This window comes from Methylobacterium aerolatum (assembly GCF_022179085.1).
Lineage (GTDB): Bacteria > Pseudomonadota > Alphaproteobacteria > Rhizobiales > Beijerinckiaceae > Methylobacterium > Methylobacterium aerolatum.
The window spans coordinates 1-16,703 of the sequence record NZ_BPQE01000024.1; the positions used below are offsets into that span (position 1 = coordinate 1).

Here is a 16,703-nt window from a genome sequence, read left to right on the forward strand (position 1 = left end):
GATCGAGTCCAGACCCTAGGGAAGCGCCGGATGTCCTCCATGGTCAGGACGAGGGGCCGCTCCACCAGACCGTGGATCAGGAGCTGGTGCCGGGCCGGGTCGATGTCCGGGATGCCGCCGTGATGGCGTTCGTAGAACAGGCCGTTCGGCGTGAGGATACCGTCGAGATCCTGGAGCGGCGTGCGGGTGGAGGCCGAGGTGTACTGCTTGAGGCCCTTGGGGACGTTGCGGATGATGCCCGCCTCGAAGCGTGAGGGTGTGCCGTAGGGCTGGCTGCCCGTGTCGGCGCCGGGCGCCTTCATCCAGTCTGGGACGCCCGGTGGCGCCGCCTGCTCCGCGCGGGCGCCGCTGCCCGCCACGGCACCCACGGCCGCCGCCGCCCCCTGGACAAGGAAGCGCCGCCGGGCCGGGCTCGTTGTGTCGTCGTCGTTCATCGCCTCACCTCACGCCGAGCCGACCCGGTACTGCCGGGGCGGCGCCTCGCCGGAGATCGCAAAGGTGCCGACGCTGCGGTCCCGGTAGATCCGCGGGTTGTGGGAGGCGATCGTGCGGGCGTTGCGCCAGTAGCGGTCGAGCCCGGCACCCACCTTCACCGCCGAGGCGCCGAGCGCGTCGAACAGGCTCGTCGTCGCGCTCAAAATCAGGTCGGTGACCACGCCGACCCCTTGGTTGACCTCGACATCGGCGAGCGTCGCCTGCCGCTCCGCCTCCAGCGATCCGGCCCGGTGTGCGTCGTGGACCCTCTGCAACGCCTCGGCGGCCTTCAGCACGATGGCGCCCGCCGCGTAGGCGCTGGCCCGCACCCGCCCGACGACGGCCTGGATCTGCGGGTCGTCGGCCGTGCGCCCGGCGTTGCCGTGGCTGTAGACGCGGGTCCGCCCGGCGACGAGCCTTGCCACGTCGTCCGCCGCCGCCCGGCCGATGCCGGCGAGCGTTGCGAGATGGACCAGCTGGAAGAACGCCATGGCGTAGGGGAAGCGGGCCGGATCCGGCTTGATGAGCGCGGGGTCGAGGGCCACGCCCTCGAAGGTGGCGGTGCCGCTGGCGGTGAGTGCCTGCCCGAACCCGTCCCAATCGTCCACGATGGTGACGCCCGGCGCGCGCACCGGCACGGCCGCCGTCACCGGCCCGCCCGCCTCGTCGTCGGCGGAGAGGTGGATGTAGTCCGCGAAGAGCGAGCCGGTGGTGTAGAACTTCCGCCCCTCGACCACGGGCTTGCCGTCGCGCCGCCGCACCACCGTGTCGAAGGCGCCGACCTTGGCGGACCCGGTTTCCGAGACGCCGCTCCCGATCGTCTCGCCCGCGCCGATCCGCGCGATCCAGGCCGCCCGCCACTCGGGCGAGGAGGAGCAGAGCGCGTCCTCCGTGAAGCCGAAATGCGCCCGCAGCGCATTGGTGATGTTCGAATCGGCCGCCGACAGCTCGATCAGCAGGGCAAACAGTTCCGGCAGGCTGGCGCCGTGGCCGCCCTGCTCCGGCGCGAGCCGCAGGGTGGTGAAGTTCGCCTCCCGCAGCCAGCCGATCTCGGCATGCGGCAGGCGGCGCTCCCGGTCCCGCTCGACGGCGGTGGCGCGGATCTCGGCGAAGACCGGGCGGAAGCGATCCGCGAGGGTCTCATACCCTGCGCTCGGCCCCGCACCCCAGCCCGCATCCGTCTGCGACATGGTTCGACTTCCCGATTGTCCGACCTCGCCCCGGGGGCGTTGGCCAGAGGAATCCGCGAGCCGGCCCCCTACCGCAACCCGGATTCCATGCCGGACCTCCACTTTGGGAGCGAGTACTCGCGATGAAGCGGCCAAGAGAATTTCGATTTTGCGGTGGGGCTTCGCTGTGGAAGCGCGTTCCCTTCCGCGAATGATGCAACTTATGTTGGCAAATTGACTGGTGAGACCGCGCGGAAGGAAGACATATTCGGTAATCTGCATTTCATGGAATGCGATTCCCCCTTCATTCGATAATTCGAAAACGCGTTTCATTGATCCGCCGCGCCTTGCCGGCCTTCAATGCATGCGCCGCGCAGGCACCCCGTGCCCCGGCGCCCACCCACCGCTCTTCCCTGCCATTCGCGAGCACCTGATGACCGACGACATGACGGGCCGGTTCAGCCCCTCCCGCCGCACCCTCCTGCGCGGCGGCCTCGGCGGGGCGGCTGTTCTTGCGCTCGGCGCTCCGGCGGTCCACGCGGCGCCCCGCGAGGTGAAGATCAGCATGCAACGGTCGTCGGTGCTGTTCACCGTGCTCAAGGTGAAAGGCACTTTGGCCGAGCGTCTCGCCCCGCTGGGCTTCACCCCGACCTGGCACCTGTTCACCAGCGTGATCGAGCCGATGAACGCTGGCGCGGTCGATATCCACGCCGACGTGGCCGATGCCGTGCCGATCTTCACCCAATCGGCCAAAGCGCCCCTTACCTTCTACGCCCGCGAGCGGGGGGCGCCCTCGGCCGAGGCGATCATCGTGCCCGCCGATTCGCCGATCCGCACCGTCGCCGACCTGAGGGGCAAGACGGTCGGCGTCTCGCGGGGTTCGGGGAGCCACTATGTGCTGGCCGCCGCCCTCAAGCGCGCCGGCTTGACCCTTTCCGACATCAAGCCCGCCTATCTCCAGGCACCGGAGGGGGCCGTGGCCTTCGATCAGGGCGCCCTCGACGCGTGGTCGATCTGGGACCCGTTCCTGGCCTTCGCCGAGGCCAAGCGCCCGGTGCGGGTCATCGCGGACGGCACGGGGCTGACGAGCTACCACCGCTATTACCTCGTCAACGACAGCTTCGTGGCCGCGCAGCCGGAGGTGGTGGCGACCGTCTACCGATCCCTCGTCGAGGCCGGCACCTGGATGAAGGCCAACCCGGAGGAGGCGGTCGCCCTCCTGGCGCCGATCTGGGGCGATCTGCCCCCGGCGGTCGTGGCCGCCGCCAACAGCCGCCGGACCTACGCGGTAGAGCCTGTGGAGCGGGCGCAGCTCGGCGAACAGCAGGCCATCGCCGACGTCTTCCACGAGGCGAAGCTCATCCCCCGCCGGATCGACGCCACCGACGTGCCGATCTTCGCGATCCCCACCGGCCGGGGCTGAGGCCATGGCGAGTGTTCCCCGATTCGGCATCTGGGCCGCCGTCCACGGCTCGCGTGCCTCCCACCACGATCCCGACGAGCCGGACGACGCCTCGTGGGAGCGCAACCGCGCCCTCGTGCTGGAGGCCGAGGCGCTCGGCTTCGACTCGGTGCTGGTCGCCCAGCACACGATGAACCCTTACGACGGCAGCCGCGACCAGCTCGAAGCCTGGACCGGGGCGGCGGCGCTCGCGGCGCTGACCAAGCGGATCGAGATCATCGCGGCGATCAAGCCGGGGCTCTACCACCCGGTGGTGCTCGCCAAGATGGCCCTGCAGATCGAGCATATCAGCGGCGGGCGCTTTGCCCTGAACCTCGTGAATGCCTGGAACAGGGCCGAGTTCGAGCGGGCCGGCCTGCCCTTCCCGGCCCATGACGACCGCTACGCCTATGGCCGCGAGTGGATCGGCCTCGTCGACCGGCTGATGCGCGGCGAGCGCGTGACCCATCGGGGGGAACACTTCCGGACGGAGGACTATCAGCTCCGCCCCGCCGGCACGTTCCGGCCGCGGCCGACGATCTATCTCGGCGGCGAATCCGAACCCGCCCGGGCGCTCGCGGCCGACCACGCCGATGTCTGGTTCATCAACGGACAGCCGCTCGCGGACGTCGTGGCGCTGATCGCCGACGTCGCCCGGCGCCCGGCCACCCACGGGCCCCTGCGCTACGGCCTCTCGGCCTTCGTGATCGCCCGGGACACCGACGCGGAGGCGGAAGAAGAGCACGCCCGGCTCCTCGCCCTCTCCCATCGCGACGCGGATCTCCGCGCCGACACCCGCGCCCGCACGGATACGGCGAGCGTGATGTTCGCCAAGACCGACGCGGCTTCCTCCCGCCATGTCGGGACCAACGGCGGCACGGCGGCCGGGCTGGTGGGCAGCTATGCGACGGTCGCCGAGCGGATCCGCGCCTTCCACGCGGCGGGCATCGAGCTGTTCATGCTGCAGTTCCAGCCCTTCGAGACGGAGATGCGCCGCTTCGCCGAGCAGGTCATTCCCCGCGTCCGCTGACCCCGAGGGCTTCGATGAGCGGTCGCCAATTGCACCTCAACGTCAACCTGCTGCATTCGGGCGTCTACCCGTCGGCCTGGCGGCTGCCGGAGAGCCGGCCCGACGCCTTCATCGACATCGACCATGTCGTGCGCGTCGCCCGCATCGCCGAGCGCGGCAAGCTCGACGCGATCTTCCTCGCCGACACGCCGGCCATCAACGACCGGATCGACTACCGCCCGTTCAACGCCCTCGAACCCACCGTGGTGCTGGCGGCCGTCGCCGCCGCGACGCGCCATGTCGGCCTCGTGGCGACCGCTTCGACGACCTACAACGAGCCGTACAATCTGGCCCGCCGCTTCGCGAGCCTCGACCTCGTGAGCCGGGGCCGGGCGGGCTGGAACGTGGTGACGACGGCAGATGCCTCTGCGGGCCGCAATTTCGGCTTCGCGGGCGTCTCGGATCACGGGGCCCGCTACGCCCGCGCCCGCGAGTTCACCGACCTCGTCCACGCCCTGTGGGACAGCTGGGAGGACGACGCCTTCGTCGGCGATAAGGCGAGCGGCCGGTTCATCGACACGGACAAGGTCCACGCGATCGACCATCGCGGCGCGCACTAAACCGTCGCGGGGCCGCTCACCGTGCCCCGCAGCCCGCAGGGGCGGCCCGTCACCTTCCAGGCGGGCGGCTCAGAGGATGGACGCGAACTCGCCGCGGCCACCGCCGACGCGGTGTTCTCCCTGGCGCAGACCATCGAGGATGGCGCGGCCTATGCCCGGGACCTGCGGACGCGGGCGGCGCGCCACGGACGCCAACCGGACGAACTGGTCATCCTGCCGGGCCTCGCCACGGTGATCGGCTCCACCGAGGCCGAGGCGCGGCGGCGCCAGGACGACCTCTGGGATCTCGTGCCGGTGGAGTACAGCCTCGCCCGGCTCGCCGGCACGCTGCGGATCGACCCCGCCCGCCTCGATCTCGACAAGCCGCTGCCCGACCCGCTGCCCCTGCCGCCGGACGGCAACCACACGATGTTCCTCGGGACGCTTGCCCTCGCGCGGCGGGATAGGCTGACCGTGCGCCAACTCCTGCGGGCGCTCGGCGGCGGCGTCGGCCACCGCATCGTCGTCGGAACGCCGGAGGCCATCGCCGACGACATCGAGGCGTGGTTCCGGGCGGGTGCGGCGGACGGCTTCAACCTGATGCCGGATGTCCTGCCGGAGGGGCTGGAGACCTTCGTGGACGCTGTTGTGCCGATCCTCCAGCGCAGGGGGTTATTCCGGCTGGACTATGCCGGGGCGACCCTGCGGGACCACCTCGGGCTGGCGCGGCCGGCCAGCCGCTACGCCGAGACCGGCCGCTCGCTTTCGGCGTGAGCGGAGCGCCCGGAGGCTTTGCCGGGCGAGACCGGGAAGCGACCCTTGCCAAAACGGGTTAGATCAATAAATATATAGCTATTACAATGGCTTAGCGAAGATCATGCTTCTATTCGGGCCAGCTGCGACTGAAACCTTCTCCTCCGACCATGACGAGGCGGAAGGGCATTTCCCGGGATGGCCGACAGGGCCGCGGACCGGGAATCGGAGCGGTCTTCGGCGGCGCGCGGAGGAGGAGCTTATGGCGGCATCGGCCATCAGACGGGGAGACGAAGTGGTGTTCGAGCGCCTCGATCTCGCGGAAGCCCTCGGGATCTGGCGGCACGCCAGGGGCCGGATCGTCGGCATCCATGGCCAGGGTGGGCGCCCGGCCACCGTCGATGTCGCCTTCGAGGGGCATGAGCTCCTTGAAGGCTACCTGCCGGATCTGTTCCGGCGGGTGCACTGATCGCCGCCACCGTGACCGCCGCCCTCGCCACCCTCCAGCCGCCCCTCCGGGCGATCAGCCGCAGCGCCGCCGAGACCGAGGTCTGGGCGGAGTTGCGCGCCGAGGCGGAGGCCGCCCTGATCGAGGAGCCGCTCTACGCGGGCATCATCCAGGCGACGATCCTCGACCAGCGCACCCTCGCCCAGGCCCTGGCCTACCGCCTCGCCCACCGGCTGGGCGACGGCGACCTCGCCCGCCTGTCGATGCGCGACCTGTGCCTGTCCGCCTTCGAGGCGGATCCGGAGGCCGGTGCCCATGCGGTGCGCGACCTCGTCGCCATCCGCGAGCGCGACCCGACCTGTCGCCGCTACCTGGATCCGTTCCTGTTCTACAAGGGCTTCGCTGCGCTGGAAGCCTACCGGGTCGGGCACTGGCTCTGGCACCAGGGCCGGGCGACGCTGGCGCTGCATGTCCAGAGCCGCATCTCCGAGGTGTTCGGCTGCGACATTCACCCGGCCGCCCGGATCGGCTCGGGGGTCTTCATCGACCACGCCACCGGGGTGGTGATCGGTGAGACCACGGTGGTGGCCGACGACGTGTCGATCCTCCAATCGGTGACGCTCGGCGGCAACGGCAAGGAAAGCGGCGACCGGCACCCGAAGATCGCCCGCGGCGTGCTGCTCAGCGTCGGGGCCAAGGTGCTCGGCAACGTCCGCGTCGGCGAGGGGGCCAAGATCGGCGCCGCCGCCGTGGTGCTGAGCGACGTGCCCGCCCACACCACCGTCGCGGGCGTCCCGGCCCGCGTCGTCTCGCGCCTGCGCGCCGACGAGGAGCCCGCGCTCAGCATGGACCAGTCCTTTGGCTTCGGGGACGGGATCTGACCGGGCGCGAGAAAAATCCTTCCCTTGAAACGATGTCGTCGTGGTTCTGCCATCAGACCGCGACCTGAGAGAATGAATTTCTTAAAAATATGCCAAAATCACAGACTACGTTCTGCGTTTAGCGCTAAAACCGGATCAATCTTTCAAGAATGACTCAGATATAGAAGATATTTTTGTTGACCTCAGGCAGACCCCCGTCATAGTCAAGCATCGCTGGCAAGACTCAAGGCCGATTCGCGCCATGCAGCGCCGGGCAGATGTTACTTCGCTCGTCAACACAAGATCAACCGGATCGCTCGCGGCTCTCAAGGCTCGCCCGGTCCACCGAACACTTGCGCCCGGTCCGCTTTACTGCGCGACCGCCCGCTTCCCTGCGGGCCGAAGCGGCGCGCCTGCTTACCTTCTGGAGACGACAAACGATGAGCGGACCGGGTTTGAGCGTCAGCGCCACGGCGGCACGCAACCTCGCGACGGCGACCGTCACCTCGGTCCAGAACGCGGCGAATACCCCGCGGTGGCTCCTGCGCCTCCTGCCCTTCGTCGATGTCGCGGGCGGCGTCTACCGGGTGAACCGCCGCGCCGTGGTGCTCGCCAAGGGCGGCCGCATCGACCTCGCCACCGAGGACAAGGGCCGCACCATCCGTTCCGGTTCGCTGCGCTCCGTTCCGCTGTTCAGCCGCCTGGGCGATGCCGAGCTCGCGAGCCTCGCGGGCAAGTTCAAGGAGAGCCGCCACGCGGCCGGCGACGTCATCCGCGAGGAGGGCGCCGCCGAGCGCAACCTCGTCGTGGTCGCCGACGGCACCGTCGAACTGACCCTATCCGGCCCCTACAAGGGCCGCCTGCGCCAGGGGCTCGCCACCAAAGGCGACTATTTCGGCGACGGCGACCTCCTCGACGAGGGCGCGCCGGCTCCGGCGGTGAAGGCCCTCTCGGCCGTCACGCTGCTGACCCTCGACCGCTCGGCGCTGGACGACGAGAGCATCCGCTCGCGGATCGGCCAGTATCGCGAGGAGCGCGACCGGCTGAAGGGCCACACCAATTCCTACGGCGAGCAGGGTATCGAGCTCCTGGCCGTCCATACCGGCGAGCCACGGCTGCCGACGACCTTCGTCGATTACGAGATCGACCCGCGCGAGTACCACCTCTCCACCATCCAGACGATCCTCAACACCCATACCCGCGTCACCGATCTCTATTCGAACGAGATCGATCAGCTGCGCGAGCAGATCCGCCTCACCGTGGATGCGGTGAAGGAGCGGGAGGAGTGGGAGCTCCTGAACAACTCGGCCTTCGGCCTCCTCAATGAGGTGACGGGCCGCCAGCGCATCCCGACCCGGGGCGGCCCGCCCACCCCGGACGACCTCGACGAGTTGCTGACGCTGGTGTGGAAGAAGCCCGCCTTCTTCGTGGCCCATCCCCGCGCCATCGCCGCCTTCGGCCGCGAGGCGACCCGCCGTGGCGTGCCTCCGGTGGTGGTGCACCTGTTCGGCGCCCCGTTCCTCACGTGGCGCGGCGTGCCGCTGGTGCCGAGCGACAAGCTGCCGATCGACAGCGACCCGGTGACGGGCGCCCAGACCACGTCGATCCTGCTGCTACGCGTCGGCGAGGGCGAGCAGGGCGTCGTCGGGCTTTAGAAGTCCGGCGTGACCGGCGAGATCGAGCCCGGCCTGTCGGTGCGCTACATGGGCACCAACGACCACTCCATCGCCTCGCACCTCGTGACCCGCTACTTCTCGGCCGCCGTGCTGGTCGAGGACGCCATCGCCCGTCTCGATAACGTGCTGCTCGGCAACTACCATGACTATGCGTGAGGTGCCGGTGTCCGGTTTCCCCACGGGGACGACGGGCGAGCTCGCCCAATCCACTCCGCATGCGGATCTCGTCGGGCGCCTCGCCCGCGAGATCTACGGGCAAGGTCAGGCGGCGAGCCAGCCCGTCGCCCTGTCGCTGCCGGCGAGCCCACAGGTGTCGCAGGCCCTCGACGGCCTGCCGCAGGGCTTCGGCGGCGCGCCGCTGCCGAGCGGCTCGGTGGGGACGCCCTCGGCTCCGGCCGGGGGGCTGCCCTCCGGGTTCCAGCCGGACGTTTCGGCCCTCGGCGCCCGCTCCTTCGGGGCACCGCCGGTCGGTGTGCCGGGCTTGAGCGGCCCGACCGTGCCGAACCTCGCCCCGGCGAGCCCGGCCTTCGCCGAGGTCGGCACGGTCCCGCCGGTCCACCCGGCGAGCCCGCGGCCGGTGCTGCCGGACTTCTCGTTCCCGAGCATTCCCTCGCTCGCGGCGGCGCTCCCCGGCGGCCCGGAACTGCACCGGCAGATCGCGGCGGATCATCCCCGCGCCAACGCCTTCGCCCACGCGCTGGCCCCGCATCTCGTGCCGGCCGACCCGTCAAAGGCCGGCGTGGACGAGGCGCAGGAGAGTTTCCGAAAGACCGGCCGCTTGTCGCGGGCGCCCGAGCCAGCGGCTCCGAACCTCTCCGACTACTACTTCCTGAACCTCGGCCCCGGCCCGGCGCGCAAGGCGCCGGCGAGCCCCCGCGTCGAGCCGACCCGCTCACCCGGTCCCGCACCGCGCGCGCTGTCGCACGGGTCGAGCCCGGTGGCGGCGCCCTTCGACGTGGAGCGCGTTCGAAAAGACTTCCCGGCGCTGCACCAGAGCGTCAACGGCCACCCGCTGGTCTGGCTCGACAACGCCGCGACGACCCACAAACCGCAGGCCGTGATCGACGCGACCTCCGAGTTCTACGCCCGGCACAACTCGAACATCCACCGGGCCGCCCATACCCTCGCGGCGCGCTCGACGGACCTGTTCGAGGGCGGGCGCGAGGCCGTGCGCCGCTTCCTCAACGCTCCGACCAAGGACGACATCGTCTTCCTGCGGGGTACGACGGAGGCGATCAATCTGGTGGCCGCCTCCTATGGTGGGGCGCAAATCGGGCCGGGCGACGAGATCATCCTCTCGACCATCGAGCACCACGCCAACATCGTGCCCTGGCAGCTCCTGGCGCAGCGCACGGGGGCGACGATCCGGGTCATCCCGGTGAACGACCGGGGCGAGATCATCTTCGAGCAATACGCGGCTTTGCTCTCCGGGCGGACGAAGATCGTCTCGGTGACGCATGTGGCGAACGCGCTCGGCACGGTGAACCCGATCCGGGAGATCATCGCGCTGGCCCATGCCTACGGCGTGCCGGTGCTGGTCGATGCAGCACAATCCTCGCCGCACATTCCCCTCGACGTACAGGCGCTCGACGCCGACTTCCTCGTGTTCTCCGGCCACAAGGTGTTCGGGCCGACGGGGATCGGCGCCCTCTACGGCAAGAGCGCCCTGCTCGACGCGATGCCGCCCTGGCAGGGCGGTGGCCACATGATCGAGGACGTCACCTTCGCAAAGACGGTCTACAAGGGCGCACCGGAGAAGTTCGAGGCGGGCACTCCGGACATCGCGGGCGCCGTCGGCCTCGGCGCGGCCCTCGACTACCTGGAGGGCATCGGTCTAACGGCCATCGCCGCCTACGAGCACGACCTGCTGGAGTATGCGCAAGGAGGGCTCGCCGAGGTGAAGGGCCTGCGCCTCATCGGCACCGCCCGGGAGAAGGCGAGCGTCATGTCCTTCACCGTCGACGGCCAGGAGAATGAGGCAGTCGCCCACCATCTCGACGCCCACGGCATCGCCGTGCGCTCGGGCCACCACTGCGCCCTTCCCGCACTCCGCCGCTTCGGAGTCGACCAGTCGGTGCGGGCGTCGCTGGCCTTCTACAACACCCGCGAGGACGTGGACGTGTTCCTGCGGGCGCTGCACACCCTGCCGCGGCATTGAAGGCGCGGCGCCGGATTGACGTAATCGGCGCGGAAGAGCCCAGGAACGGAAGACCACGCTCTGAGTGCTTTCGCTTACTTAAACAAAATCTCGCTTCGTCCGCTGTAGCATTGGAAGGCCTTGAAAGCGCACAGTCGGCTGACGGCCAGTTCCGGCCTTTCTGTCGGGCGCCACTGAATGGCTGGGTTGGGTGATTTTGCGACCGTCTGCTTTCGGATGCCGAACTCAAAAGGGGGATACGCAAGGAAAACAAGGCATCCCTTCTCGGCTCGCTACACCAGTTTCAGTCATTCAGGCCGGGTTTCGAGGCGTTTGCGGAAACTCCAACGGGAAGTTGTTGAGCACGCGCCAGAGTTCATAGCCCACCGACACCGTCTCCATCCGTATCCACCCTCGCACCTTGGCGCCCAGCGGGATGAAGTCGACGTCCGGCCATCTGGCTTGGTCGGGGTCCTGCTCGACGAGCACCCGGAACAAACCGCTTGGCTGAGCGGAGGGGTCGACAGTTCGCACCCGCCCGTCGAACATCCCGTGGGCCACCGAGGGCCAGCCGCTGAGCTGGATCGCGGGCCAGCCCTCGAAGGCGAGACGCACCGTCCGGCCGGGCCTGATCAGGGCGACGTCCCGCCCGTCGACCATCAACTCGACGACCCGTTCCGGCGCGTGCGGCGCGAGGGTGGCCAGGGTGTCCCCCGCGTTGACCAGCGTGCCCGCCGCCGCGGCGTTGATGTGCAGGATGCGGCCGTCCCTGGGCGCTTGGACGAGCTGCGCCGATTGACGGTTCACGGTCACTTCGAGGCGGCTGAGCTTGGCCTTGGCCTCGGCCAGCTTCGCCCGCTGCTCCGCCACGCGGATCTGCGCGGCTTCGAAGTTCCGCCGTGTCACGAACCCCTTCTCCGCAGCCTCGCGCGTTTGGCTGACCTGACTTTCCGCCACCTTCACGGCCTGATCGGCCGCCGCGATCTCGGCCTCGATCTGCTCCCGCTCGGCGGCGAGCCGCTTGAGCAGGAACGGGTCGTTGTCGACGAGGCGGGCGATTGCGTCTCCGGCCCGGACCCGCTGGCCGTCCTCGACGTACCAATGCTCCACCCGGCCCTGGACCAGCGCCGTGACCGACTGGACCCGGTCGGCGGGGTTTGGCGCAATGACGCGCCCGGTCCCCGCCGAGGTCTGCACCCAGGGCACGTAGAGGAGGGCCAGGACCGCAAGGACGGTCCCGATCCCGATGATCCAGCCGAGGGCGACCGCCGCGCGGGGAGGCCGGATCGCCGTCAGAGTCGGAAAGCGATGGAGGTGTTCAGGCCGCGACAGCATGGGGCTTCTCCCTCGGCGTCGTCTTGTCGAGCGGGTCCTCACGTCCGGCCACACGCCCGTATCCATGGGCGCCCAGGCGGATCTGGTCGTCGTGGACCGGTATCGGGGGGCGGCGGGTCACATGCAGCACCGTCGTGCCCGCCTCCCGGAACCCCACCAGCGCAGCCCCGACGCGATCCGGTGGCAACAGGTCGAGGAGCGTCGGCAGGACGAGGAGCTTCGGCGGTCGCAGGAGGGCGGCGGCCAGCTTCAGGGCGACGACCTCGCCCGTCGAGAGCGGAGAGCCGGACTTCGCCAAGGCGGTGTCGAGGCCGGAGGGCAGGCGCCGGACGCGCTCCGCGAGCCCGACGCGCTCAAGACACTCGTGCATCCGGGCGAGGCACGATAAGTCGCCGCCCGACAGGTACTCGCGGATGGTCGTTTCGGTGAGCGTCGGCCGATCCAGGACGAGGATCTCGGACCGCAGGCCCTCCAGACCGAAGGCCGTAATGTCGGCTCCCCCGACCATCACCCACCCGCGCACGGGCCGGACCCTCAGCTCGATGAGGTCCGCAAGTGCCTGCTCGACACCGTCGTCGGCGGCCACGGCAAGGATCTCACCGCTCTCGACCGCGAAGTCGAAGCGGAGGCCGTCGTGCTCGATGTCGCGCAGGCGCAGGTTCCCGTTGGCGGGACCCGGGCCGTTCCACCCATTGCCGTCGGCCTGCTCGATCTCCTCGAACAGCGACAGTTCGTGAAGCGCGGCGGCGAGGTCGTAGAAGGTCCTCGCGTGGGAGCCCAATTGCGAGATCCCGTAGAAGGCGCTCGACAGGACGAGCTCCGCCGCCACGAGTTGCCCGAGCGACAGCTGCCCCTGCAGGATCAGCCACCCGCCCATGGCCAGGAGGCCGGCGCTCGCGAGCGCGTAGACCAGGAGGAATCCGACGGCTTGCGCGAAGGTGTGGCGGAAGTGGCGATGGTGCGCCCGCACGTAGGCGGAGGTCATCGCTTCCGACCGGGCCAGCGCGGTCGTGAGCCGTGCACCGTGCCGATAGAACCCGTTCGAGCCACCAAGGCTCTCGAGCCAGCGCGCGGTCTCGTGCTTGGCGTGGCTCAGCGCCGCGCCGGACCGGACCGCCGGCCCCGCCCAGAGGAGCGCGATGCCGATGATCACGGCGGCCACCACTAGATTAAAGGCGAGGAAGAACGGGTGATAGAAGCTCGTCAGGACGAGGCCGATCCCGGATTGCAGGAGGATCGCGAGGCCGCCGACCAGGAGATGCGGGACCGCCTTCTGGACCGTCATGAGGTCGAAGTAGCGGTTGAACAGGTCGCCGCGGTGGGCCTCCTCGAAATTGGGGTTCCTGGCGTGCACAGCACGCAGGCTGATGTCCGCCACGATCCTCGCGAACACGCGCCGCTCGAACAGCGCCAGGATGTAGATACGCGTGGCGCTGAGAAGGGCTGCGGCGAGCAGCAGGCCGAGCAACAGCCCGGACAGGACGAACAGGGGTGTGGGAAGCGCCGTGTTGGCGACCGAGTTGATCAGGAGCTGCACCGATACCGGCACGGCAAGGCCCAGGAGCGCCACGGCGATCCCGTAGACGACCGCCGTCCGGACGAAGCCGGCCTCGGGCTTGAGGAAGCGAGCGATGAGCCTGCAGGCTTCCGTGAGCGTCAGCGGCGTGTGTTTCGTCGCATCCATTGGGGGCGGACCTTCAAGACCGGAAAGAGGGCAAGCAAGGAGGGGCACGGCTCCGACACGGCACGGGGCATGGCCTCAGAGGCATGGGGAAGTGGTGGAGGTGCGAGTGGGGCGTGAGCCCATCAACGGCCGGGCTTACGCGGCCCATCGGCGCGAGGACCACATGCGCGATCCGCCATGAGGAGTGGCATGGCGGATCGCCTTGATGCCGGCGATTGCCGGTGGGTTGGACGGATGCGGGATCGAGGCAGCCCACCCGCTTCAGCAGCGGTGGCCGCCCGACACCTGGCCGTACTGCTGCACCGGGAAGTGCTGCTGCTCGGCGTTGCCTTCCTGGGCCGAGCTCCGGCGGCAGCCGCCGACGGTCGGGGGCAGGATCTCACCCGGGAAGATCGAGCCGGTCGAGAGCCCGTCCCAGGTCGTCTGCGGCAGGGGCCGCGACCCTGGGCCGACACGCACATCGGCGAACGCGGCGGTGAGCGGCGCGACGCTGAGCGCGGCCGCGACGGTCACGAGGGATAGCTTCTTCGACGCCTTCATCGCTTGTCTCCGATCAGGTTTGCGGTCTCGAGGACCTGTCCGTGGATCGAGGCCGAAGCGGATCCGCATCGTCGGCTTCCGTTCGCCTCATCCACGACGCTGATTTGGAGCGACGAGGTTTGATCTACAATTTCAGAAACTCAATGGATATCATTGAAACAATAAATGGGACTCAGCTCACCTAGTTTTTGAGAAAGTGCTTTAATCCCTATCCTTATCATTGCTCAATAGGCAAGGTGCGTTCTATCACATGCCGTCGCTACATTCGGCTTCGGGTTGGAAAAGGCTCGACCCGTGAGCTTGAGATCTGGCACCGGCGACATGACGTCTCCCCGATGCCTGGACCGCCATTGCCTTTCGATCTGGATCTTCTGCGAACCTTCGTCGCCATCGTCGACAACGGCAGCTTTACCCGCGCGGCCAGCAGGCTGGGCCTGACGCAATCGACCGTCTCGCTGCAGATCAAGCGCTTGGAGGACGGCCTCACCCGCCGCCTCTTCGACCGCGACGGCCGGGAACTCACGCTGACGCCCCAGGGCGAGGTTCTGCTCACCTACGCGCGGCAGATCCTCAGGCTCGGTGCCGAGGCCCTCTCACGGATCGTCACTCCGGAACTGTCGGGCCTCGTCAGGCTGGGCACGCCCGAGGATTTCGCGACCACGCACCTCTCGGAGGTTCTGGCGTGTTTCGCCCGCTCTCACCCGCAGGTCGCGCTCGACGTGAATTGCGACTTCACCGTCAACCTCCTCGACGACTTCTCCAAGGGCCGGTACGACCTGATCCTGTTTAAGCGGGAGCCGCAGGGACCGAGCGGAGGCACCAGGGTCTGGCGGGAGGTGCTCGACTGGGTCGCGTCACCCCGTCTGGTCATGGAAGTCGAAGACCCGCTCCCGCTCGTCGTCTCGCCGGCGCCGGACGTCTATCGCAAGCGCGCGCTGTCTACGCTCGATGCAATCGGACGCGATTGGCGCATCGTCTACACCAGCCCGAGCCTGGCCGGATTGCAGGCTGCCGTGCAGGCCGGGCTCGGCGTGACTGTTTTGCCGACGGAGATGATACCCGAGGACATGGTCTCGGTCTCCGAGCGTCTTCGGCTCCCGAAGCTCCCGGATACGGAGATCGTCCTCTACCAAGCTCCGGGCCCCCTCACGCCGGCTGCGGAACTGCTGTCGACGACCATTGTCGGGGCAATGGAGCGCCGGGTCGCCCTCCCAACGGCCGTTGCATCGTAAGAAGCTTCGGTCGCGCCGTCAGTACTCACCCTCGTCAGGGATGTTTAGCGCCCGGACCTATATTGGTAGCGCGAACAACTCGGGTGTGACTCACGGCTCTTACGGAGGGGCCGACGGGGCTGCACCCAACATCCCGCCCAAGATCAACCGCCGCTGGAAGCCATGCTTCCCACCCGCGCTTTATCGAGGGCGCAACGCCATCGAGCGCATGTTCGGCCGCCTCAAGGACTTCCGCCGCATCGCCACCCGCTACGACCGTCCGGCGACCAACTATTCGCCGCCGTCTGCCTCGCCGCCGCCGTCAGCTACTGGTTATGAGTCCGGACGGTAGAACAGAATGGCGTCGCTTTCCTCTTGCGTTTTTCCATCGACGGGCGCAGCAGCCACCCAGCATCAAGAGGATGCCGAAAAGGCTGCACTAGACCATTACGATGCTCGCCAGAGAGTTCATGGTTCAATCTCCACGTCCGAAGGGACGAGGCCGCGCAGCGTCGCCCGCGCGGCGGTTGCGACGAGGGGCTCGATGTCGCTGACGTCGATTTCGCGGATGGTGATGGCCATCACGACGAGGCCGTGGACACAGCCTACGAGGATGCAGGCGATGTCGTGGTTGGGAATCGGCCGGAGGAGCGCTGCCTCCTGCGCCTGCCGGACTGTCCCCTGGAGCACTCGATAGCCGTCCAGGGCTTTGGTATCGGGGAGTTCGATTTCGCCGACATCGGGGTCGAGGAGGACCACCCGGAACCGGTCAGTGTCGTCGAGGGCGAAGTCTCCGTCGGCCACCATCATGCGTTCGAGCGCGCGCAGCGGCTTCGGCTCCCCAGCCTCGATCCGGCGCAGAGCCTCTGTCAGCTCGTCGAGGGCCGCTCCGCAAGAGGCCAACAGCACGTGCTGCTTGGTTGGGAAGTAGCGGTGGAGCGCACCGGCGGTGAGCCCGAGCCCCGCCGCCAGCTGTCGCATCGACAGGGCTGCGTATCCCTTGGCCTGGACGATCCGTCCGGCCTCGCGGACGATCCTGGCCTGCATCGCGGCCAGTTCGTTGTCGCTCATGGACTGTCGCGGCCTGTCGCCCCCGTCAATGAACGCGTTCAGTATACGCGTTCATTGAGAAGGAAAGCGATCACTCGCGCGGGCGGCGCCGGTCGCGACGAAGGGCGCTTCCGAAGTGTCGACATGGGTCCACTCCGATTTTGCGGTGGGCGACGTCCCGTGGCTTGAGGGCGCCTCGACGGCTGCCGGAGCGCTTCGCTTTCTGAGCGGACATTCGAACAGGCTGAGCGGAGGGTCTGCAAAGGATCAGTTCGAGGATTGCACCAAGAGCCGGATCCGATCTGACGGCCTCAGGC

At 68.8% G+C, this 16,703-nt stretch carries 12 protein-coding genes and 3 pseudogenes; 9 read left to right on the forward strand and 6 right to left on the reverse strand.

Going from position 1 to position 16,703, the window contains the following annotated elements; all coding sequences use genetic code 11:
- Together MFF06_RS16420 and MFF06_RS16425 are read right to left on the reverse strand one after the other, a co-directional pair.
- On the reverse strand, positions 1–434 hold a 434-nt coding region (locus MFF06_RS16420; protein WP_238205884.1), incomplete at its 3' end, for a molybdopterin-dependent oxidoreductase.
- Between the two features lie 9 nt (positions 435–443).
- A complete protein-coding gene (locus tag MFF06_RS16425) occupies positions 444–1,664 on the reverse strand; it encodes an acyl-CoA dehydrogenase family protein (protein ID WP_238205886.1) in 1,221 nt (406 codons plus the stop codon).
- A gap of 424 nt (positions 1,665–2,088) precedes the next feature.
- On the opposite strand from MFF06_RS16425, the gene MFF06_RS16430 reads away from it, so the two are divergent.
- The 7 genes and pseudogenes from MFF06_RS16430 to MFF06_RS16465 all read left to right on the forward strand — a co-directional run bounded on the left by MFF06_RS16430 (position 2,089) and on the right by MFF06_RS16465 (position 10,587).
- A complete protein-coding gene (locus MFF06_RS16430; protein ID WP_370876716.1) occupies positions 2,089–3,066 on the forward strand; it encodes an ABC transporter substrate-binding protein in 978 nt (325 codons plus the stop codon).
- A 4-nt stretch (positions 3,067–3,070) separates the two neighbouring features.
- Positions 3,071–4,114: an LLM class flavin-dependent oxidoreductase gene (locus MFF06_RS16435; protein ID WP_238205890.1), complete on the forward strand. Its 1,044-nt coding sequence runs from the start codon at positions 3,071–3,073 to the stop codon at positions 4,112–4,114.
- A gap of 14 nt (positions 4,115–4,128) precedes the next feature.
- Positions 4,129–5,466, forward strand: a pseudogene (locus MFF06_RS16440) (LLM class flavin-dependent oxidoreductase).
- Positions 5,467–5,707: 241 nt separating this feature from the next.
- Positions 5,708–5,914, forward strand: a complete 207-nt coding sequence (locus MFF06_RS16445; protein ID WP_238205892.1) for a hypothetical protein — start codon at positions 5,708–5,710, stop codon at positions 5,912–5,914.
- A gap of 11 nt (positions 5,915–5,925) precedes the next feature.
- Positions 5,926–6,774 (forward strand): serine O-acetyltransferase, encoded by an 849-nt coding sequence (cysE, locus tag MFF06_RS16450; protein WP_238205894.1) that lies wholly within the window; start codon positions 5,926–5,928, stop codon positions 6,772–6,774.
- Between the two features lie 419 nt (positions 6,775–7,193).
- A pseudogene (locus MFF06_RS22700) lies at positions 7,194–8,585 on the forward strand (family 2B encapsulin nanocompartment shell protein).
- The gene (locus MFF06_RS16465) at positions 8,572–10,587 is read left to right on the forward strand and encodes a family 2A encapsulin nanocompartment cargo protein cysteine desulfurase (RefSeq protein WP_370876675.1); all 2,016 of its coding nucleotides are present in this window, start codon (positions 8,572–8,574) and stop codon (positions 10,585–10,587) included. Before MFF06_RS22700 ends, MFF06_RS16465 begins: the two are co-directional and overlap by 14 nt.
- 291 nt (positions 10,588–10,878) lie before the next feature.
- On the opposite strand, the gene MFF06_RS16470 is transcribed toward MFF06_RS16465, so the two are convergent.
- From MFF06_RS16470 to MFF06_RS16480, 3 genes are all read right to left on the reverse strand, one after another.
- The gene (locus MFF06_RS16470) at positions 10,879–11,901 is read right to left on the reverse strand and encodes an efflux RND transporter periplasmic adaptor subunit (RefSeq protein ID WP_238205898.1); all 1,023 of its coding nucleotides are present in this window, start codon (positions 11,899–11,901) and stop codon (positions 10,879–10,881) included.
- Positions 11,885–13,585: an ABC transporter transmembrane domain-containing protein gene (locus MFF06_RS16475; RefSeq protein ID WP_238205900.1), complete on the reverse strand. Its 1,701-nt coding sequence runs from the start codon at positions 13,583–13,585 to the stop codon at positions 11,885–11,887. The genes MFF06_RS16470 and MFF06_RS16475 overlap by 17 nt, the downstream gene beginning before the upstream one ends.
- A 261-nt stretch (positions 13,586–13,846) precedes the next feature.
- Positions 13,847–14,125 (reverse strand): hypothetical protein, encoded by a 279-nt coding sequence (locus MFF06_RS16480; RefSeq protein WP_238205902.1) that lies wholly within the window; start codon positions 14,123–14,125, stop codon positions 13,847–13,849.
- A 350-nt stretch (positions 14,126–14,475) separates the two neighbouring features.
- On the opposite strand from MFF06_RS16480, the gene MFF06_RS16485 reads away from it, so the two are divergent.
- A complete protein-coding gene (locus tag MFF06_RS16485; RefSeq protein WP_238205904.1) occupies positions 14,476–15,357 on the forward strand; it encodes a LysR substrate-binding domain-containing protein in 882 nt (293 codons plus the stop codon).
- A 109-nt stretch (positions 15,358–15,466) separates the two neighbouring features.
- Positions 15,467–15,675: pseudogene (locus MFF06_RS16490) on the forward strand (transposase); the annotation flags it as partial.
- Positions 15,676–15,804: 129 nt separating this feature from the next.
- On the opposite strand, the gene MFF06_RS16495 reads toward MFF06_RS16490, so the two are convergent.
- Positions 15,805–16,407 (reverse strand): TetR/AcrR family transcriptional regulator, encoded by a 603-nt coding sequence (locus MFF06_RS16495; protein WP_306421667.1) that lies wholly within the window; start codon positions 16,405–16,407, stop codon positions 15,805–15,807.
- Positions 16,408–16,703: the final 296 nt, after the last annotated feature.

Bases quoted from the DNA above. Each gene is read 5' to 3' on its own strand.
- MFF06_RS16425 (WP_238205886.1), bottom strand. From the start codon at position 1,664: ATGTCGCAGACGGATGCGGGCTGGGGTGCGGGGCCGAGCGCAGGGTAT.
- MFF06_RS16430 (WP_370876716.1), top strand. From the start codon at position 2,089: ATGACGGGCCGGTTCAGCCCCTCCCGCCGCACCCTCCTGCGCGGCGGC.
- MFF06_RS16435 (WP_238205890.1), top strand. From the start codon at position 3,071: ATGGCGAGTGTTCCCCGATTCGGCATCTGGGCCGCCGTCCACGGCTCG.
- MFF06_RS16445 (WP_238205892.1), top strand. From the start codon at position 5,708: ATGGCGGCATCGGCCATCAGACGGGGAGACGAAGTGGTGTTCGAGCGC.
- MFF06_RS16465 (WP_370876675.1), top strand. From the start codon at position 8,572: ATGACTATGCGTGAGGTGCCGGTGTCCGGTTTCCCCACGGGGACGACG.
- MFF06_RS16470 (WP_238205898.1), bottom strand. From the start codon at position 11,901: ATGCTGTCGCGGCCTGAACACCTCCATCGCTTTCCGACTCTGACGGCG.
- MFF06_RS16475 (WP_238205900.1), bottom strand. From the start codon at position 13,585: ATGGATGCGACGAAACACACGCCGCTGACGCTCACGGAAGCCTGCAGG.
- MFF06_RS16480 (WP_238205902.1), bottom strand. From the start codon at position 14,125: ATGAAGGCGTCGAAGAAGCTATCCCTCGTGACCGTCGCGGCCGCGCTC.
- MFF06_RS16495 (WP_306421667.1), bottom strand. From the start codon at position 16,407: ATGAGCGACAACGAACTGGCCGCGATGCAGGCCAGGATCGTCCGCGAG.